The organism is Candidatus Nitrospira nitrificans (assembly GCF_001458775.1).
GTDB classification, from domain to species: Bacteria; Nitrospirota; Nitrospiria; order Nitrospirales; family Nitrospiraceae; genus Nitrospira_D; species Nitrospira_D nitrificans.
Map to the genome: position 1 here is coordinate 61,100 of NZ_CZPZ01000008.1, position 17,738 is coordinate 78,837.

Genomic DNA, 17,738 nt, shown 5'->3' on the forward strand with positions numbered 1-17,738 from the left:
GATGCGCGGTACTCGACAGGGGGTGTGACAACCAACCGTGCCCTCACACATTACTTTGCTCTTTCCACACCAGGTTGTCTGTTAGCTGTCCACTCTCCCGCAGTCGCTTTAATGTGACGAGTCGTATCAACTCACCCGTCCGGAACTCGTGGTCACGAAACTGCATGCCCATGAGTCCATCACGGAGATCCTCCACAGCACCGTGAAGGTCGACCATAGGGAGAAAGCCTTGCCCAAGCTTGGTGAACTTGTCAAAATTCACTCGATATGAGCGCTTATCCGGTTGCGCGTCTTTGTTGATCGACACCTCTACGTTCGGAATGAGATGGGCCACAGCGGCCGCCAAATCCTTTACCTGATAATTCCAAGCGTCGCTTCCCACGTTGATCGTGAGAAAGGATCCGCCGTCTCGACGGTCTCGCTGCACAGCCCAATCGATTGCTCTCGCCATATCTTTGACGTGAATCAGTGGGCGCCATGGTGTCCCATCGCTTAAGATATTGATGCGCTTTGAAGCAAGCGCGCCGGCCACAAAATCATTCAACACAAGATCCAATCGCAACCGATCGCTCATGCCGCACGCTGTAGCAAACCGGAGGCAGGTCGCCGTGAAATTTTCTGATGCAAGTGATGCCAAGTCATGTTCAGTCTGAACTTTCGATTTCGCATAGGCCGTAAGAGGATTCAGTGCATCCTCTTCGCGGCGAGGGCCACCTTCGGCAAATCCGTACACACTGCAGCTCGATGCGAATATAAACTTCTTCACGCCTGCTCGCTTTGCCTTCCCGGCAAGATCGACACTGGCCCGATGGTTTATATCTAGGGTAACCTTTTCAAACGAGGCGCCCATAGGATCGTTCGAGATGGCACAGAGATGTACGATGGCGTCGATTCCTTGCAGGATCTGCTCAGAAACCTGTCGTATATCCCCAAAATATTGTAGATCGGCTCGACTTTCGGGGAGTCGCGAGGCACCCGTTAAACAATGCGCAAAGTAACCCATATCGTAACCGATGAGTGTTGCTTGCGGATGGGACTCTCGCAACCGACGCAGCACCAGTGGGCCGACATAGCCCATGTTGCCTGTCACTAGAATTTTCATACTTCCCCCCAATTTGGCCGCCCTGTTTACCAAAGACACAATCTGAGCACGTACGGAATTATCGGAATACCAGACACTCTCAAGACTAAATCGACTCTAACCTTTCGCTGTTTGATATGACTGCAGCAGGAAGGCCACCGGAATTACTCACCAATTTTGAACAATGATAGGGATGCGAAATGATTTGGAACCGGTCTAAAAGCTTATGATCTTACCATACCTTCCAGGGAGCCTTTGATGACTGCCAAAGCTCCTCCAAGTAATTCTTCTCCTTCAGTGTATCCATACAAGACCAGAACCGATCATGCCGAAAGCCCATCAATTGATTATCTTTCGTGAGCTGTTGGATAGGATCCTTTTCCCACACGGTCTCATCATCTTTAATGTAATCAATGGCTTTAGACTCGAGGACATAGAAACCACCATTGATCCAACCTTCCTCGCCATGAGGTTTCTCCCTGAAGTCGACAATGTGATCATGATCGAATACAAGCCGACCGAACCTAGAAGGAGGCAGGACAGACGTGACTGTGGCTAACTTTCCGTGAGACTTGTGGAACTTAATGGTGGCTTGAACGTCGACATCTGAAACTCCATCTCCATATGTGAACAGAAACGTTTCATTCTCGCCGATCCATTTTTTCAGTTGTTTAAGCCGACCTCCCGTCTGAGTATGCAAGCCAGTATCGATGAGATGCACTTTCCAGTCTTCGTGCCGCTTTCCGTCATGAATCGTCGTCTTTCCACTCTCAAGATCGACTGAAATATCTTTATTGAACGCATAGAAATTGAGGAAGTAGTCTTTGATCATCTCTCCCTTGTAGCCAAGACCGATCACAAACTCCTTTATCCCGTGAGCGGCATAAATCTTCATAATATGCCACAAGATCGGCTTCCCACCGATTTCCACCATAGGTTTCGGTCGCAGGGTGGTCTCTTCGGAAAGTCGAGTCCCCCATCCTCCGGCAAGAATCACTGCCTTCATATTCATGATCCTCCTTGCGTCAGGCTCCAACACTTGGAAGGGAACTATTCGTCGAAAGCTCGTTCGAGTGGATTGATCCGAAAGAAATAGGTACCGCAACAAGAACAGGGCATTTGCAGTTCTTACCTTGAGTCGAATACCCCTCTGTTCTTGCAACAGTAGCAAGAAACACTTCACTCCCCAGCGGCGGCGGATATTTTGCTCGGCTTACCTGTCATGGTTTGACTTCGTACTAAGTACATACCATTGTATCTCATGGCATCTCAATCCATCTGAAAAAAGTCGCCCTTTTAGATCATGCCTATCCTTGCGCGATCTAAGGCTTCAGCAAAGCTACCGCAGTCCCGGTATCAACCGGCTCTTAATCTTCTAATGAACTACGAACCGCGTGTCAACTCACTACAAAAACTCTTTAGTTCACAAAAACCCTTCAAACCTTAAGCAAGAATCCACTATGAAATGGATCGTCTTGTCGATCTCGTATCGATACATCCAGCCAGTGTATACAAGAAAGCTAGAACATGAATTTAAGTCCTACGAAATAGGTGACATGGCTGCTTGAATTCCCAATCGGAAGCTTTCTTGTCCAGCGCACTTCAGCAAGCGTTGGCGTGTCAGCGATCGTTATGGGTGTCGGCACGTAGACCTTCAATACTTGCTCAATATTAGGGGCTTGATCCATAAGAACTAACATGCCTCCACTACTAATATTCAGCGATAACGCTTTCCCCCCTTTAGCAAGATTGCCATTCCCTGTCTCTGGCGAGGTCATCTCATAAAGAATTGGCCTCAGCAGTGCCGCCCGCTCACTATGGTTTTCATAGCTATCTCTTATCGGCCACTCCCATTCCATTGGCATCACGTCCACATCCTCCCCTCGTAAGAAATCATTGCACGACTTTTTCCATTTGGTTCATGGTCTTAAGCCGCATATACGCTATTCCGACATCAGCAAGACTGTGCTCAAACTAGTTCCTCCCTAACCTGACATCAAATTCTTTGTGGAATATATGTATCGCTCACACAATCAACAATACCGATGACGTAGGCTGCATTCTCAAAGGTATATATTGACTCCCCCGAAAGGGTTAGGTACTATTCCTGTACAAACCTGAGCTTGTTTGCGGTCAAGCTGAGCTATTTGTTGTCGAGGCTCTATACTGCAGTAACTTTCCGATAATCTTGTGATGTCCTAACGTCTATGCCAGAAGCAGTTAAAGGTATTGATCAAACAGATGCTCTTGCTGATCAGAGGGCAGGGTCTGGGATAGTGGTGCTGTCGGCATCTATGCAACTTCTCCATATGAATCGACAAGCTACAGAGCTCGCCAAGAAGATCAACGCCGTCGAGCATGGAAGAACCACCATGATTTCAGCGCATGGTGTGCTCCCAACAGCCCTCACGGAGCTTTGTGCGGAAATTATCAAGGCTCTTCACATACGCACAGAAGCCAAGGATTGGGAACAATTCGAACTCAAGCGTGTGACCGGCGATCCAAATCAGCCGATTCTTCTGAGAGGCTTCGGTTTACCGGATCGAGGCGGTGTCCAAAACGCCAGATTAGTGGTCACCATGGAAGAGTTGGGACGAAAACAAAACCTCAATACAGAACATGCTCGAGAGCGTTTTCAGTTGACCAACCGCGAGCAGTCAGTTGTTGAACATCTGGCAAAGGGGTGGACCAACAAAGAAATCGCTAATGCCCTCCTGATCACTGAACAGACCGTCAAAGAACACATTAAGCACATCATGCGAAAGACCAACGCGACCACCCGCACTGGAATTCTTGTCCACATCTTCAATTCTTGACGCTCTCCCTAAAACTTTCTCGATTTTCAAGCTTGCCAGCTGTGTTAATAGCACAACAGTGAGTCGAGATTGACACGTTCCTACGATATGGGTAATGAAAATACTCTTTACTTTAATTACAGTTACATGAGGCATCTGAATGGCCTACCATTTGCATTATCGTTTATCATGTACGGAGGATAAAAGACATGAACTGCGATATGCTCACAAAGGGATTGATGGTAGGGGTTTTAGGGGCAGTCGTCCTTGCTTCCGGTTGTACGACCGGTCCTTCATCCCCATTAATCGAACTGAAAAATAGCGGTTTCATGTCACTGTGGAATACCTATGCCGATTGTAAATCAACCTCTGACTTAGCCCAGGCAACTTCAGATCTGACACAACTGCGTTCAGCTAGCCAAATCGAAAATGCAAACGAAGGATTCATCTTGCCGCTGCCGACTCATCTTGAGCGTCTAGTCGCTAATCCAGCGAGTCGGGTAGCAGTTGATGTAGAAGCGATGGCAGCTGCGTGCGCCCTACACACCGGAGAGCTCGCCCTTAATCAAGGGCAGACTGATATCGCTCATGATCTCCTGGTTTCGGTTATCAAGTTCCATAAGGAAGAAAGCTCTTATTACGTCCTAAAGGCAAAGACGTTGCTGGCAAAACTCGGGCATGGAGTCAACGTTTCCTTTAACGCTCGCTAATTCCCTTTTCCTCTCCGCAGCGCTCGATATAAATCTACATATAGTTTCGCCGATCGTTCCCACGACAGATCGACCTTCATCCCCGTATGGATCAAGGATTGCCATGTCTGCCGTTCTTTGTACACATGAAGCGAGAGTAGGAGCGCCGAAAGGAGAGAGTCCGTCGAAGCGTCAGTAAAGTGGAAGCCGGTTGCACATCCAGCTTTGACCGTTGAGGGTCGAAAGGGAACAACGGTATCCGCCAAGCCTCCGGTACGACGCACTATAGGTATCGTGCCATATCGCAGACTATAGAGTTGACTTAAGCCACAGGGCTCATAGCGAGACGGCATGATCAACATATCCGAGCCAGCTTCAATGCGATGCGCCATCCCTTCATTAAAACCAAGATGTAAGCCGATCCGCTCGGGATATCTGGATTTGACCGCACTAAATTGCTGTTCCAAATGGTGATCCCCTGTACCAAGCACGACGATGTGTAGGTCTAAAGACATGAGCTCAGGAATCACATCCATCAAGAGATCGAACCCCTTCTGAAAAGTCAGCCGGCCGATCACAGCCAATAAAGGAACATCACGAGTCGGCAGTCCAAGCTCCAGCTGTAGCGCCCGCTTACACGCTTGCTTTCCCGACAAATCAGCAACCGTATACTGCGCCGGCAGGTAGGGGTCGCTCTCGGGATTCCAGAGAGCGACATCGATGCCATTTATAATCCCTTTGACACCATCCGCGCGGCTGGCCAGGACACCTTCAAGACCACACCCATACTCTGCGGTCATGATCTCCTTCGCATAGGTAGGGCTCACGGTGGAAACAACATCTGAAAAAATGATGCCACCTTTCAGACAATTGATCGATCCGTAGAACTCGATCCCGCTCGGGGAAAACAACGACGGAGGAAGCCCTGTCTTCACAAACTGCTGCCCAGGGAAGATCCCTTGATATCCCATATTGTGCAGAGTCAAAAGCACTTTCAGCTGATCAAGTCCCTTATATTCGTGAGGAAGCGCTTTCAGATACACCGCGCATAGGGCTGCCTGCCAATCGTGCAAGTGCAACACGTCAACCCGCTCCCCTCGAGCCACGATCAAACCACGTACGACTTCGAGGACCGCGCGACAGAACAGGATAAACCGTTCTAGGTTGTCCGGATAGTCGTGATGATCCAGCTGGTAGAGCCCTGGGCGATCAAAGAAGGGATCGTACCGCACAAACAGCACTTTCAGCCGATGTGAAGCGCCTGTTACCGGCACGTCCGCTTCGTCCACCGTGACGTCGACAGATTTTCCATCCACTGGAATGGAGAGTCGCATGGCCAGTTGACGAGACTCTCCGATTGCTTGACCTCGATAATCCGGCATCACCAATGTGACGTGATGCCCCAACTTCGTCAGCTCAAGCGCCAACGCCCCGACCACGTCGGCCAATCCACCCGTCTTGGCATACGGAACGGCCTCGGAGGCTGCCATTACGATGTTCAAACCATCTGCTGATGCCGGTATCATGCGAGGTATTAAGTGGAAGGCCTAGGGTCGAGAACCTTCGTCAAGCCTGGTCTTGAATCGATCTTCATAGGCCCAGGTTTTGGCGAGAGCATGCAACGCCTCTTCTTTGAGTTCTTCCTTGTAGACAAGCCGATCATCGAGAAATACCAGAAGCCAACCGCGATCGGGGTATGCGAAATACACTCCTTCGCCCGCATGCACGCCGGCCTTCCACTCCCTCGGCGCCTCTCCTGTCGCCACGCGCGATCGAGGAATCACGCTGAAGTCCGGCATGACAAAAAAATGGCTGAACTCACTGTGATAAAGCGGCGGTTTTCCCCAAACGTTTACGACCGCCCTCGTGGTAATTTGATCCAGCACCAGATTATTGGCTTGCACCAGCCGCTCCTGCTGCTCCAGCGTCGGCAGGCTCTTGCAACCCACGATCAATCCGAGCGCCAACACTCCACCTAGGCACCGTATCGCGGTCGTCAGGGTCAGCATGTTGGTCACGTTGTCTCCTCACCTCACATGAGCCGTCTGGATTTTGGCTCAACTGGTTTTACCGGCTGACAGACGTCGCACTGACACAATTCCCTTAGTAAGGCATAAGAATAAATGCCGGTATCGTGGCCGTCGCTCCATTTGAACTGAAAGGCGTAGCGTCCTACCGACTCGATGTCCTGAAGCATGATCAAGACCGGAACATCCTCTGACTTAAGACGCCGCTCGCCTGTCCACTCATCGACACAGGCCGCGCAGGGACAGTGCTGTCGGAGATAACGAACCGCATAAATCCCCTTGTGGCCATCGCTCCACTGGATTCCCAACACTCCCTTGTCAAGCCACTCCATATCTCGAGGCTCCAGAGCAGCGGCTGTCATGCGTTCACCTCTCATTGTATCCTACTCATCCTGGCGATACGGACGATAGGAAGTCAACCGGTGGTAGCCGTTTCCCGGCAACAACCGTGACATACCCTTCAATCGCTTCCTCCACCTCATTCCGCACTTGTCCCGCCGCTCGCAACCGCGTAAGCACCGTAGGCGCCAGCCGAATGGCTTGTTGAAGAAACAACAGGCTGCCTCGTGAAAATGCGACGCATCGAACTCGTTGACGGGCGGCACAGGTCAGACACACGAGGCCTCCGGCGATCGGAGAAAATTGAGGCTCCCCGACGAAATGCGTCTTCCCACAAGCGGCGCAATGATCGGTCTGCGGGCGAAACCCCGTCAATCCCAGCAATCTGATCTGAAACAGGAGCGCCGTAAAGGTCGGGTCGTCACTTTCGTGGAGCAAGGCCAGGCCCCGCTCCAGGCTGTCAAACAAAAGCGGGTCCGGATCTCCATCCGGAGTGATCGCGGCGACGACATTGACCATTCGCGCCGCCGAGGCCATCAAGCGAAGATCTTCCCGCAACACCTGAGAAGACCGTACTAAATCTACCTGTGAAATCCGAAACAGAGAGTCCCCGGTTTTCTCAAACAGATTCAGACGACACACGCTAAATGGTTCGATCGCGGCTCCGAATCGGCTTTTCTGGCGGCGGGCGCCGCGAGCCACCCCTCTGATTTTACCCAGATCCTTGGAATAGACGGTGACGATTCGATCGGCATCACCCCACTTGCGACTCCGCAAAATGATCGCCGTCGTTTTTATCAGAGGCACGGCTCTCTCCAGTCCAGACCTCGACAGAGGCCCGAGGATGCGCCGGTCCCTGTCATCGGAGATACTCCAAGAACAGAGTGGATAAAGTCAGATAAATTGTAATGCCGGTGATGTCGTTCGCCGTCGTGACGAAAGGACCGGCGGCAACGGCCGGATCGACTCCCACGCGTTTGAGCAGAATCGGCATAATCGTCGCCATGCTGGTCGAGACCAGAAATGCAATGATCAGCGAAGCGCCGAGGACCATGCCCAAAAACCCTTGATGCAACACCCAGGCGACCAGTGTCAGGGTCACACCGCAGGCCAACCCCATGACCAAGCCGATCTTCGCTTCACGAAAGAAGACAGGCCATACATGGGTGAGCTCCACGGAGCCGGTGGCCAACCCGCGAATAATCAGCGTCGAGGACTGTAGCCCCACATTCCCACCCATCGCCGCAATCACGGGAATAAAACTCACGATCGCCACAACTTCCTGGATCGTATAGCGGAAATACCAGAGGATGGCGCCGGACAGGAGACTGCCGACGAGATTGGTAAAGAGCCAGGGCAACCGCAGTTTCGCCGAGCCGAAGCTCGAAGACTTCAAGCCCGTGTCCTCTTCAATCGCTCCGGCCATTTTCAACATGTCCTCGGTCGCTTCTTCTCGGATCACATCGACCACATCGTCGACCGTGATGATCCCCACAAGTTTGCCGTCCCGTTCCACCACCGGAATCGCCAGCAAGTTATAGCTGGCCACCTGGCGCGCGACCTCCTCTTGATCCATGTCGATCGCCACACTCATCACTTCTCGAGTCATGATATTTTTTAGTGGAGTCGTCGGAGGAACGGTGATCAGCTGTCGGAGCGAGAGGACACCAACCAGACATTCATTCTTGTCCGTCACATAAATATAGAACACCATTTCCGCGTCGGTGGCTTGCTGTAACCGACGGATCGCTTCCTGGGCCGTGGCATCCTCCGGCAAGGAAAAGAACTCTGTGGTCATGATCGCGCCGGCCGTATCCTTGGGATATTTAAGGATGTCGGCAACCTCGGTCGAATCCTCGACCTTCATCAGAGCGAGAATTTCTTTGCTCCGCTCTTCGGGAAGAAATCCAAGAATGTACGCCACGTCGTCGGGGCCGAGGTCTTTCAAGAGCCACGCGATGTCGGAATGCAACAGATCCGCGAGTACTTGTTGAATGCTTTCGCCGTCGAGTTCACTGAGCGCTTGCCCACGCTTGCCTTCGCCACGGACCAGTTCGAAGATTTCCCGTTTTTCCTTCGGAGAGGAGAGATGGGTCACGACTTTGGCGATGTCGGCGGGATGCATGCGCCCCAACATCTTGGAAAGGTTCGTGATGGCTCCGCGTCGCAGCAGCTTCTGCACGGACTGAATCACAATGTCCGATTTTGTCTGCCCGCGTTCGGTCTGATCACGCAAGACTTCACGCAGCATATCGCGTTCGGACTGGTGAGGTCGCTGGTCCGGTGCCTGCGGCTCTAGCGGTCGTTCCATCGGGTGCATCATTCCTTAGTAACCCAACTCTACCAAGGTCTGCTCATCCTCACGCCAAGCTTTTCTGACCTTCACCCACAGCTCCAGAAATACTTTCATGCCGAACAGCCGTTCCATGTCCAGCCTGGCCTGTGTGCCTATCACTTTCAAACGCTCTCCTTGTTTGCCTATGAGGATGCCCTTCTGCGTCTCTCGCTCCACCAAAATCGACGCCCGAATCTTCGCCAGTTTGCCCTGTTCGACGAATTCATCGATCTCGACTGCAACCGCATACGGTACTTCCTCCTCCGTCTCTTGCAGGACCTTCTCACGAATCATCTCAGCCGCCAGCGTTCTCATGGTTTGATCGGTCACCACGTCATCGTCGTAGGCTCCTTCTGCAGATGGAAGATAGGGAACCGTTACAGCCAGCAACCGATCAACATTGTCCTCGCCCTTGGCAGAAACCGGCACGACCTCCGTCCAGGGGAAGAGTTTACCGTACCGATCAAGCGTCGGGAGCAACTTCTGCTTGTTGACAAGATCGATTTTCGTGACGACCAGGATGACCGGACGCGGCCGTTTGGCCAACGCTTCCTTCATATACTTGACCGCTGTCAGATCTCCAGGACCCGGCAGACTTGTCGCATCCATCAGCATGTACAACAGATCCGCATCTTCCAAGGTCTCCACGGCAGTCCGCAGCATTCGCCGATTGAGCAAATGCTCAGGTTTATGAAGCCCCGGCGTATCGAGAAAGGCGATTTGCGCTCCGTCTGCGTGCACAACGCCCATAATGCGGGTTCTGGTGGTCTGAGGCTTACTCGACACAATCGAGATTTTTTCACCCAGCAGGCAATTGAGCAAGGTCGATTTGCCGACGTTGGACCGTCCGATGATCGCTACCGTTCCGAACTTCATGGCTTCAACAAAGACTCCGGTTTTTTGTCAGGGTCTGGCGCCAACTGATACACCGTCTCTCCCTTGCGCACGTACCCCAACTGTTCTCTAGCCAACTGCTCGATTTTTGCCGGATCATGCTGGAGGCGAGTAATATCGTGTTGCAGCATGATATTTTCTCGGCGTAAGGCTGAGAGTTCTTGGTCCAGATTCCATGCCTGATCACGCATGGAGAGATAGCGAGTCAGGCCCATTTCTCCGGAAAACAATGCGACGAATAGCCATCCACAGCCGCCGGCGCCGATCACTTGCAGGAGAATAAGGACGCGCTGTCGCCATTCCAGCCACTGCCGTCCACGATTCTGTTTAATAATCATCGATGTATCCGCCGACCCCTGACCAATTAGGCTCTGGCCTGCACGGCCTCTCGCCCACGATAAAGCGCCACGGCTCCCAGCTCCTCTTCGATTCGGAGCAGTTGGTTATATTTCGCTACACGATCCGTTCGGGACAAGGATCCTGTCTTGATCAGTCCACTGTTCGTCGCGACCGCCACGTCCGCAATCGTGGTGTCTTCAGTCTCGCCGGACCGATGTGAGATGATCGCCGTATAGCCCGATCGCTTCGCCAGTTCGATCGCATCCAAGGTCTCCGTCAGGGTCCCGATCTGATTGAGCTTGATCAGAATCGAATTCCCGATTCCTTCCTTGATGCCTTTCGAAAAGATTTCGACATTGGTCACGAAGATGTCATCCCCGACGAGCTGCACTCGTTTGCCCAATTTCTCCGTGAGGATCTTCCATCCCTTCCAATCCAGCTCGCTCAACCCGTCTTCGATCGAGAGAATCGGATAACGATCCAGCAGTTTGGCGTAATAGCTGATCATGTCGTCCGACGAACGTTCCGGGTTCTTCTCCGCTTCGAGAACATACCGACCCTTCTCGTAGAACTCGCTCGCGGCGCAGTCCAGCGCCAAGGCGATATCCCGACCAACCTTATAGCCGGCGTCTTCTATCGATTGCGAGATCAGGCTCAGCGCCTCTTCGTTCGATTGCAGATCCGGGGCGAACCCGCCTTCATCCCCCACGGCCGTGTTGAGCCCCTTCTTCTTCAAGAGGGCCTTCAACGAATGAAAAACCTCGGTGGCCATGCGGAGGGCTTCGCTGAATCGGCCGGCACCGACCGGCATGATCATGAACTCTTGGAGGTCCAACCGATTGTCGGCATGGGCTCCGCCGTTGATGATGTTCATGAGCGGCACGGGAAGCACACGAGCATTCGCCCCGCCGAGATACCGATAGAGCGGCTGCCCTGTTTCATTCGCCGATGCCTTGGCCACGGCCAGCGACACGCCCAAGATCGCGTTGGCCCCTAGCTTACTTTTCGTCTTCGTCCCATCCAACGCAATCATGGCCCGATCGATACCGGCCTGATCGAAGGCCTCCTTACCGAGCAATTCCGGGGCAATGACCTTGCTGATATTCGAGGCCGCCTTTGAGACGCCCTTTCCCATCCACCGTTTTTTGTCGCCGTCTCGCAGTTCGATCGCTTCCTTTTCCCCCGTCGATGCCCCAGAGGGAACGGCCGCCCGCCCCTTCGCGCCGCTTTCAAGCGTCACTTCAGCCTCAATCGTCGGATTGCCCCGTGAATCGATGATCTGCCGACCTCTGATTTCTCTAATCGCGCTCATTGTTTCTCCTGTTGTTGAACGATCTCAGTTAGCCTTTGCGATAAATGTCTCTTCGATGACTGATCGCATGAATCATGATCAACTTTTCCTCGTGGATAAGCTCATAGACTACGCGATAGTCGCCGACACGCAATTTGAACAATCCTTCAAACTCTCCTGTGAGCGCTTCAAGATTTGTATCTGTAAGATTCTCTGCCAGCCATTCCATTCGATCAACGATTCGTCGCGCGACAGGCTTGTCCACTTTTGCAAGGCCCTTTGAGGCGGCGTCTAGAAGGCGAACACGGTACATGCGCTCAGTTGAGTCCTAGCCGTTTTACAATCGCGGTCAATGATTCCCCTCGTTCGCCTCCCGCCACGGCCTTTCGTTGACGAAGTAACCGATCCTTGACAGTCTTCTTCAGTACAAGACCTTGATCTGGATCGCCTAAGAGCTGCAGCAATTTCCTTTCGACAGTCGACTCGATGATTTTCTGTAACTCATGTTTTGTCATCTTGGCTACAGTCGCCGCCATGTGCCACCCTTGATTGCTCTAACCGCGCTCATGCTTTCCTCACAGAAGTTTTTAACCAGCACCTGCGTATTACTTAAAAATAAGACTCCTCAAAAAGGCCTCTCCCTCTTTCTCAACAGAAAGAATAGAATCTCCCTGTGGCACCCTTGGGCTGTACTCGAGTTTCACCAGAACCGGCGAACTGGGGTGGAGACAGGCAAGCCCGTGCACTTGTAGGATATAAACGCAGGATGGGCAATTGGGATTACCTCTATCTTCGCTTGATACATCATACTTCTTGCAACTGAACCCTAAAGTTTCGTCGGATGAAGATTTGAATTCGATTAAACGAAGCCGCCCGGTCTTAGCATCCTGCTCAGTACGGTGCATGAGAGCTTCAAGGAAGCTCTGCTTTTCCGCTTGAGCTACACCATCAATCCTTGTAGAAAAAACCGTGGCCGCTACCGATGGTTTAGGAACCATCGTGACATCGAGCTGTTTTTGAAATGCCAAATTATATGGCCCTGACGGAGACACGATGTACCACTTTTCTCCTTGCGGTGGAAGAATAGAAAAACGTTCAAACTCTATTCTTTTGGCCAGATCTTCGATAGGAGTTCGAGTTACAGATCGCGCACACCCAGTGATTGATGCTGCAATAAGAAAAAGAGTAGTGAACGGAACAATAACTCTCATACTTCAATCCTTCCTTGAGCGTACGCATTGCGCAAGCACAGGAATCTACCTGGTCGTTTCCTATCCTCCCCCCAATTTTTTTCTCAGCAACTCATTCACCTTCCCCGGATTCGCCTTTCCGCCGCTCGCCTTCATGACCTGTCCGACGAGAAAACCCAATACTTGTTGTTTGCCTTCCTTAAACTGCGCAACCTGGGCTGGATTGCTGCTCAATACCTCGGTAATGATCTGCTCCAGCGCCCCTTCGTCGGAGACCTGCGTCAACCCTTTTTCTTGCACAATCTGTTCGGGGGCCTTCCCGCTGGTATAGAGTTCCGGAAAGATTTCACGGGCGACTTTCAAGCTGATAGTCCCTTTGTCCACCATTTGCAAAAGACCGACGAGCCGTTCAGGCGTGACAGGCGACGCTGAAATATCCGTCCCGGAGTTGTTCAACTCTCTCATCAACTCCCCCATCACCCAGTTGCTCACCGTCTTCGGCTGGTTGAACTGCTTGACGGACACTTCAAAATAATCCGCCATGCCTTTTGACGCCGTCAGGATGGTGGCGTCATACTCAGGCAATCCATAGTCCGACACGAATCGCTTCGTCCGCACGGCCGGCAGTTCCGGCTGGCCGGCACGGAATCCTTCGATCCAGGCCTCGTCCAACTTCAACGGCACCAGATCAGGGTCGGGGAAATACCGATAGTCATGCGCTTCCTCTTTGGAACGCATGACCGCCGTTTCGCCGCGTTCGATATTCCAGAGCCTCGTTTCCTGGCGAATCTTGCCCCCCTCCTTCAACACGTTGGTCTGCCGTTTGATCTCATACTCGACCGCATCCTTCACATACTTGAAGGAGTTGATGTTCTTCAGCTCGACTTTCGTCCCAAACTCCTTCTGTCCCGAGGGGCGCAGCGATAAGTTCGGCTCACACCGAAAGCTTCCCTCCTCCATGTTGCCGTCACAGACGCCAAGGTACATCAAGATTTCCCGCAGTCCTTTGAGATAGGCCACCACCTCGTCGGCCGAATGCATGTCCGGTTCCGTCACGATTTCCAGCAGCGGTGTGCCGGCGCGGTTCAGATCGACCCGGCTCCCCTTGGTGCCGGTCTCATGGATGTTTTTCCCGGCATCTTCTTCCAAATGCGCGCGACGAATACGGACGCGTTTTGTCCCTCCGCCGCTCTCACGAACCTCAATCCACCCATGCTCGCAAATCGGGGATTCATATTGGGAAATCTGATATCCCTTGGGCAGATCCGGGTAAAAATAGTTCTTTCTCGCGAATCGATTGTTCGCCGCGATCGTACAGTTCAGGGCCAAACCGGCGCGGACCGCCATTTCGACCGCCGCTCGGTTGATGACGGGCAAGCTGCCCGGCAGACCGAGACAGACCGGACAGGTCTGACTGTTGGCGGACAGACCGAAGGTCGTGCCGCACCCGCAGAACATCTTGGAGTTGGTCCGCAGTTGGGCGTGGACCTCCACTCCGATGACCGTCTCGAAGATCATCCTCGATCGGCTCCTTCATCGGGCATGCGACCGCGTTCGCGCCTCATGGCTTCTCGTCCGGCATCGAATGCCTCCCGCAGGACCGACTGCTTCGTCTCGACAAACTCCTTGCCCTGATCAACGACTTCTTCAAATACCTCACCGGCGCGCCCGGCAAGATCTCGCAGATCGTGCTCCGCGCGACGGGCATACCCCCGGAGTCGATCACGCGATTCGCTCCCCGATTGTGGCGCCAACAACAGCGCCGCGACCGCACCCATCGCTGCCCCGCTCAGAAACGCCAACAAGACCGCCGCTGATGTTCCTCGATCATCCGCCATTGTGCGTCCCTCCTTCATGTTTCATGCGCTCCCGCACGACGTGAGTGGCTGCCTTGAAACCTGCGACCATGCTCGCCACATTGTTCAACAGCGTCCCGCTTGACCCACGAACGATATTATGGACATGCTGCACCGATTCGCCGACTTCACCCATTGCATGCAGCAAGACGGCCGCATGCTCCGTGCCCTCGCGCACCTGATTCGTCACATCGTTCAAGTTCTGGCTCATGGCCCGCAGTTCCGCCACGAGAGCCGGCACCTCGGCGTTCATCTTCGAGAGGAGTTGTTCGGACTCGGCCACCGTTTTGCGGACCTGCATCAATAACGGTACGAGATACCCAACCAGCACGGCGAATGCCACGGCTACAAGAAGGGCGGCTATTTCTACGATGGTCATAGGGCAATCTCCGTGAAGGGTGAAGCCCGCTTCGCCGACTCAACGAGGCGAGCGTGAAACGTGAAGCGTCGTAAAAGATCGTTCGGCATGTTGCTTACCGCTGCCTTCATCAATTCACCGTATATTCGGCTTCTTCAGATGCCAGTGTGTCGATTGCTCATAGGCATGAGCCGCTCGAAGTATCGTCTCTTCTTCGAACACTCGCCCGATCAGTTGCAGTCCGATCGGAAGTCCCTCTTTGCTGAAGCCGCAGGGCAGAGCAATCGCCGGCAAGCCGGCTAGATTGACCGAGATCGTGAAAATATCGGAGAGGTACATCTGCAGCGGATCTTCGCTCTTTTCACCGAGCTTGAAGGCCGGAGTCGGCGTCGCCGGGGTCACGATCAAATCCACCTCTTTGAACGCGGCGTCGAAATCCTGGCAGATCAACGTTCGTACCGCTTGGGCTTTCTCATAGTACGCATCATAGTACCCGGCGCTGAGCACGTAGGTCCCCAGCATGATTCGACGCTTCACCTCCGGGCCAAACCCTTCCTGTCGCGTTTTCATATAGAGATCGAGAAGATCCTTGGTGTCCTTGGCGCGAAAACCGAACTTCACCCCGTCGAACCGAGCAAGATTCGAGCTGGCTTCCGCCGTGGCGATCACATAGTACACAGCCACAGCCGCGTCGGTCCTCGGCAGATGAATTTCCTTGATCTCGGCTCCAAGATGCTTCAGTTCCCCGATCGCCGCCCTCACCGACTGTTCGACCTCCGGATCGAGCCCTTCGGTAAAAAACTCAACCGGCACGCCGATCTTCAGCGTTTTGAGATCCCGCTTTTGCAGCGCTTTCATGTAATCCGGAACAGGACGATCGACCGACGTGGAGTCCATCGGATCATGACCTGCGATAGCCTGCAGAAGAAACGCCGCATCGGATACACTTCTCGCGACCGGCCCGATTTGGTCCAACGAGGAAGCAAACGCGACCAACCCATACCGCGAGACCCTTCCATACGTCGGCTTCAGCCCCACCACGCCACAGAAGGCGGCCGGCTGCCTGATGGACCCGCCGGTGTCTGAGCCAAGCGCCGCCACACATTCCTCTGCCGCCACCGCCGCCGCAGACCCTCCGCTTGATCCTCCCGGCACGCAGTGCAGGTTCCAAGGGTTTCGGCTGGGACCGAACGCGGAATTTTCCGTTGATGACCCCATCGCGAATTCATCTAAATTCGTCTTGCCCAACAAGAGGTACTCCTGCGCGCGCAACTTGGCGATCACCGTCGCATCGTACGGCGGGACGAAGTTCTGCAACATCCGAGAGCTACAGGTCGTAGAGACGCCGTCCGTACAGATATTATCCTTGACGGCAAGCGGCATTCCGGTGAGCGGCTTGGTCTTCCGCCATCCCTTGAGCTTTTGATCCAAGACCTCCGCCTCCATGAACGCCGATTCTTTCGCCTGCGTGACGAAGGCCTTCACTTTTGGCTCGACATGGCCGATGCGCAAGAAGTAGGCGCGCACGATTTCCGTGGCCGTTACTTCCCCTGCCCGGAATTGTTTCTGAAGTTCGCAGAGGGTGAGTTTATGAAGAGACATGGACCTCTCGTTCCCGACTGGTGATCTGCGCACGAACCGACACGACGCCTCATCGGTCAGCCTGTCCGTGGCGTATCAGCTCACCGCCACAATTCGATTTTTTTCATTCACCCGGACGATCTTGGGGGTGTGTTTTTTGATCTCTTCTTCGCCGTAATACTCATAACAAAAGATGATGATCTGATCTCCGACCGCCGCCTTTCGCGCGGTGGGCCCATTTAAAATGATCTCTCCTTTCCCTCGCGTACCGTTGATCGCGTACGTCATGAACCGCTCGCCGTTATTCAAGTTCGAACAGACAATCGCCTCGTAGGGAAGGATCCCGGCCGCCTCCATCAAGTCTTCATCGATCGTCAGACTGCCTTCATACTCGAGATGGGCCCCTGTCACGGTGGCACGATGAATTTTCGAACGTAGCATTTGTCGAAACATGTATTTCCCCGTTAAATCGTCAATCGCTGCGTAGCTTCGTTGTTGTCAACGCGCGAGTCGGCTCCCTGATGATCAACGCTCCTCTAGAATTTTAGGGACAACAAACCCGTCCGCTTCACGCTCCGGCGCATTGGCCAACGCCTTCTCTGAAGACAGTGATGGACGCGCAAAATCCTCACGAAACACATTCACGTGCCCCATAACCGTGGCGGTCGGTTCGACTCCCGTCGTGTCGTACCGGTTCAGCGTATCGACATGCGCGAGAATCTGGGTCAACTGCTTGGCAAACGTCTCCGTTTCAGCGGCCGTCACCGCCAATCTCGCCAACCGCGCCGCCTTTTCCACATCCTGCTGCGTAATTTCCACTTTCGTTCTTCCTTCTTTTTCTTCCCTTCCCAATGAGGTGCGCAGGTGGGTCCCTTACTGCGCACATTCAACGAGGGCTTTCAACTGTTCTTACCCTCGCCGCCCTGGCGGCGCCAAGACGCCGCCTTCATCCCTGAGGCCGCG

At 53.3% G+C, this 17,738-nt stretch carries 22 protein-coding genes; 2 read left to right on the forward strand and 20 right to left on the reverse strand.

All coding sequences use genetic code 11. The features are described 5' to 3' along the window. Nucleotides 1-43: 43 nt before the first annotated feature. From COMA2_RS06270 to COMA2_RS06280, 3 genes are all read right to left on the reverse strand, one after another. Nucleotides 44-1,102, reverse strand: coding sequence for an NAD-dependent epimerase/dehydratase family protein (locus COMA2_RS06270; protein WP_090895639.1), 1,059 nt, complete (start codon nucleotides 1,100-1,102; stop codon nucleotides 44-46). 211 nt (nucleotides 1,103-1,313) lie between these two features. Beyond that, a complete protein-coding gene (gene rfbF, locus COMA2_RS06275) occupies nucleotides 1,314-2,093 on the reverse strand; it encodes a glucose-1-phosphate cytidylyltransferase (protein ID WP_281176433.1) in 780 nt (259 codons plus the stop codon). A 508-nt stretch (nucleotides 2,094-2,601) separates the two neighbouring features. Then, entirely contained in the window at nucleotides 2,602-2,946 is a 345-nt protein-coding gene (locus COMA2_RS06280) for a PilZ domain-containing protein (RefSeq protein WP_090895640.1), read from the reverse strand. 342 nt (nucleotides 2,947-3,288) lie between these two features. On the opposite strand from COMA2_RS06280, the gene COMA2_RS06285 reads away from it, so the two are divergent. Beyond that, nucleotides 3,289-3,897, forward strand: a complete 609-nt coding sequence (locus tag COMA2_RS06285; protein ID WP_090895642.1) for a response regulator transcription factor — start codon at nucleotides 3,289-3,291, stop codon at nucleotides 3,895-3,897. A gap of 188 nt (nucleotides 3,898-4,085) precedes the next feature. After that, nucleotides 4,086-4,586, forward strand: a complete 501-nt coding sequence (locus COMA2_RS06290) for a hypothetical protein (RefSeq protein ID WP_090895643.1) — start codon at nucleotides 4,086-4,088, stop codon at nucleotides 4,584-4,586. On the opposite strand, the gene glgA is transcribed toward COMA2_RS06290, so the two are convergent. From glgA to gatC, 17 genes are all read right to left on the reverse strand, one after another. Further along, nucleotides 4,583-6,055, reverse strand: coding sequence for a glycogen synthase GlgA (gene glgA / locus COMA2_RS06295; protein ID WP_175304428.1), 1,473 nt, complete (start codon nucleotides 6,053-6,055; stop codon nucleotides 4,583-4,585). The genes COMA2_RS06290 and glgA overlap by 4 nt on opposite strands. A gap of 57 nt (nucleotides 6,056-6,112) precedes the next feature. Next, nucleotides 6,113-6,583: a hypothetical protein gene (locus COMA2_RS06300; protein WP_090895646.1), complete on the reverse strand. Its 471-nt coding sequence runs from the start codon at nucleotides 6,581-6,583 to the stop codon at nucleotides 6,113-6,115. 14 nt (nucleotides 6,584-6,597) lie between these two features. Beyond that, on the reverse strand, nucleotides 6,598-6,954 hold the full coding sequence (locus COMA2_RS06305) for a gamma-butyrobetaine hydroxylase-like domain-containing protein (protein WP_090895648.1): 357 nt from the start codon (nucleotides 6,952-6,954) through the stop codon (nucleotides 6,598-6,600). Nucleotides 6,955-6,979: 25 nt separating this feature from the next. Then, nucleotides 6,980-7,738, reverse strand: coding sequence for a DNA repair protein RecO (gene recO / locus COMA2_RS06310; RefSeq protein WP_175304429.1), 759 nt, complete (start codon nucleotides 7,736-7,738; stop codon nucleotides 6,980-6,982). A 52-nt stretch (nucleotides 7,739-7,790) separates the two neighbouring features. Then, nucleotides 7,791-9,242, reverse strand: coding sequence for a magnesium transporter (gene mgtE / locus COMA2_RS06315; RefSeq protein ID WP_245630899.1), 1,452 nt, complete (start codon nucleotides 9,240-9,242; stop codon nucleotides 7,791-7,793). A gap of 15 nt (nucleotides 9,243-9,257) precedes the next feature. Further along, a complete protein-coding gene (gene era / locus COMA2_RS06320; protein ID WP_090895651.1) occupies nucleotides 9,258-10,142 on the reverse strand; it encodes a GTPase Era in 885 nt (294 codons plus the stop codon). Beyond that, the gene (locus tag COMA2_RS06325; RefSeq protein ID WP_090895653.1) at nucleotides 10,139-10,498 is read right to left on the reverse strand and encodes an FtsB family cell division protein; all 360 of its coding nucleotides are present in this window, start codon (nucleotides 10,496-10,498) and stop codon (nucleotides 10,139-10,141) included. The genes era and COMA2_RS06325 overlap by 4 nt, the downstream gene beginning before the upstream one ends. A 26-nt stretch (nucleotides 10,499-10,524) precedes the next feature. Further along, complete coding sequence (eno, locus tag COMA2_RS06330) at nucleotides 10,525-11,811, reverse strand: phosphopyruvate hydratase (protein WP_090895655.1); 1,287 nt, start codon at nucleotides 11,809-11,811, stop codon at nucleotides 10,525-10,527. 28 nt (nucleotides 11,812-11,839) lie between these two features. Continuing rightward, nucleotides 11,840-12,103, reverse strand: coding sequence for a type II toxin-antitoxin system RelE family toxin (locus tag COMA2_RS06335; RefSeq protein ID WP_090895656.1), 264 nt, complete (start codon nucleotides 12,101-12,103; stop codon nucleotides 11,840-11,842). Nucleotides 12,104-12,107: 4 nt separating this feature from the next. Beyond that, nucleotides 12,108-12,326, reverse strand: coding sequence for a hypothetical protein (locus tag COMA2_RS06340; RefSeq protein ID WP_090895658.1), 219 nt, complete (start codon nucleotides 12,324-12,326; stop codon nucleotides 12,108-12,110). A gap of 69 nt (nucleotides 12,327-12,395) precedes the next feature. After that, a complete protein-coding gene (locus COMA2_RS06345) occupies nucleotides 12,396-13,001 on the reverse strand; it encodes a hypothetical protein (RefSeq protein WP_090895660.1) in 606 nt (201 codons plus the stop codon). 60 nt (nucleotides 13,002-13,061) lie between these two features. Further along, nucleotides 13,062-14,498 (reverse strand): Asp-tRNA(Asn)/Glu-tRNA(Gln) amidotransferase subunit GatB, encoded by a 1,437-nt coding sequence (gene gatB / locus COMA2_RS06350; protein WP_090895661.1) that lies wholly within the window; start codon nucleotides 14,496-14,498, stop codon nucleotides 13,062-13,064. Then, complete coding sequence (locus tag COMA2_RS06355; protein WP_175304430.1) at nucleotides 14,495-14,818, reverse strand: YtxH domain-containing protein; 324 nt, start codon at nucleotides 14,816-14,818, stop codon at nucleotides 14,495-14,497. The genes gatB and COMA2_RS06355 overlap by 4 nt, the downstream gene beginning before the upstream one ends. After that, a complete protein-coding gene (locus COMA2_RS06360) occupies nucleotides 14,808-15,215 on the reverse strand; it encodes a DUF948 domain-containing protein (protein ID WP_090895665.1) in 408 nt (135 codons plus the stop codon). The genes COMA2_RS06355 and COMA2_RS06360 overlap by 11 nt, the downstream gene beginning before the upstream one ends. 114 nt (nucleotides 15,216-15,329) lie before the next feature. Further along, nucleotides 15,330-16,796: an Asp-tRNA(Asn)/Glu-tRNA(Gln) amidotransferase subunit GatA gene (gene gatA, locus COMA2_RS06365; RefSeq protein WP_090895667.1), complete on the reverse strand. Its 1,467-nt coding sequence runs from the start codon at nucleotides 16,794-16,796 to the stop codon at nucleotides 15,330-15,332. Between the two features lie 75 nt (nucleotides 16,797-16,871). After that, nucleotides 16,872-17,228, reverse strand: coding sequence for an aspartate 1-decarboxylase (gene panD, locus COMA2_RS06370; RefSeq protein ID WP_090895668.1), 357 nt, complete (start codon nucleotides 17,226-17,228; stop codon nucleotides 16,872-16,874). 72 nt (nucleotides 17,229-17,300) lie between these two features. Then, nucleotides 17,301-17,594: an Asp-tRNA(Asn)/Glu-tRNA(Gln) amidotransferase subunit GatC gene (gatC, locus tag COMA2_RS06375; RefSeq protein WP_090895670.1), complete on the reverse strand. Its 294-nt coding sequence runs from the start codon at nucleotides 17,592-17,594 to the stop codon at nucleotides 17,301-17,303. Nucleotides 17,595-17,738 lie beyond the last annotated feature (144 nt).

What these genes read in the sequence shown, in the direction of transcription:
- COMA2_RS06270 (WP_090895639.1), bottom strand. Translation starts at nt 1,102, where the DNA reads ATGAAAATTCTAGTGACAGGCAACATGGGCTATGTCGGCCCACTGGTG.
- rfbF (WP_281176433.1), bottom strand. Translation starts at nt 2,093, where the DNA reads ATGAATATGAAGGCAGTGATTCTTGCCGGAGGATGGGGGACTCGACTT.
- COMA2_RS06280 (WP_090895640.1), bottom strand. Translation starts at nt 2,946, where the DNA reads ATGCCAATGGAATGGGAGTGGCCGATAAGAGATAGCTATGAAAACCAT.
- COMA2_RS06285 (WP_090895642.1), top strand. Translation starts at nt 3,289, where the DNA reads ATGCCAGAAGCAGTTAAAGGTATTGATCAAACAGATGCTCTTGCTGAT.
- COMA2_RS06290 (WP_090895643.1), top strand. Translation starts at nt 4,086, where the DNA reads ATGAACTGCGATATGCTCACAAAGGGATTGATGGTAGGGGTTTTAGGG.
- glgA (WP_175304428.1), bottom strand. Translation starts at nt 6,055, where the DNA reads ATGGCAGCCTCCGAGGCCGTTCCGTATGCCAAGACGGGTGGATTGGCC.
- COMA2_RS06305 (WP_090895648.1), bottom strand. Translation starts at nt 6,954, where the DNA reads ATGACAGCCGCTGCTCTGGAGCCTCGAGATATGGAGTGGCTTGACAAG.
- mgtE (WP_245630899.1), bottom strand. Translation starts at nt 9,242, where the DNA reads ATGGAACGACCGCTAGAGCCGCAGGCACCGGACCAGCGACCTCACCAG.
- era (WP_090895651.1), bottom strand. Translation starts at nt 10,142, where the DNA reads ATGAAGTTCGGAACGGTAGCGATCATCGGACGGTCCAACGTCGGCAAA.
- COMA2_RS06325 (WP_090895653.1), bottom strand. Translation starts at nt 10,498, where the DNA reads ATGATTATTAAACAGAATCGTGGACGGCAGTGGCTGGAATGGCGACAG.
- eno (WP_090895655.1), bottom strand. Translation starts at nt 11,811, where the DNA reads ATGAGCGCGATTAGAGAAATCAGAGGTCGGCAGATCATCGATTCACGG.
- COMA2_RS06335 (WP_090895656.1), bottom strand. Translation starts at nt 12,103, where the DNA reads ATGTACCGTGTTCGCCTTCTAGACGCCGCCTCAAAGGGCCTTGCAAAA.
- COMA2_RS06340 (WP_090895658.1), bottom strand. Translation starts at nt 12,326, where the DNA reads ATGGCGGCGACTGTAGCCAAGATGACAAAACATGAGTTACAGAAAATC.
- COMA2_RS06345 (WP_090895660.1), bottom strand. Translation starts at nt 13,001, where the DNA reads ATGAGAGTTATTGTTCCGTTCACTACTCTTTTTCTTATTGCAGCATCA.
- gatB (WP_090895661.1), bottom strand. Translation starts at nt 14,498, where the DNA reads ATGATCTTCGAGACGGTCATCGGAGTGGAGGTCCACGCCCAACTGCGG.
- COMA2_RS06355 (WP_175304430.1), bottom strand. Translation starts at nt 14,818, where the DNA reads ATGGCGGATGATCGAGGAACATCAGCGGCGGTCTTGTTGGCGTTTCTG.
- COMA2_RS06360 (WP_090895665.1), bottom strand. Translation starts at nt 15,215, where the DNA reads ATGACCATCGTAGAAATAGCCGCCCTTCTTGTAGCCGTGGCATTCGCC.
- gatA (WP_090895667.1), bottom strand. Translation starts at nt 16,796, where the DNA reads ATGTCTCTTCATAAACTCACCCTCTGCGAACTTCAGAAACAATTCCGG.
- panD (WP_090895668.1), bottom strand. Translation starts at nt 17,228, where the DNA reads ATGTTTCGACAAATGCTACGTTCGAAAATTCATCGTGCCACCGTGACA.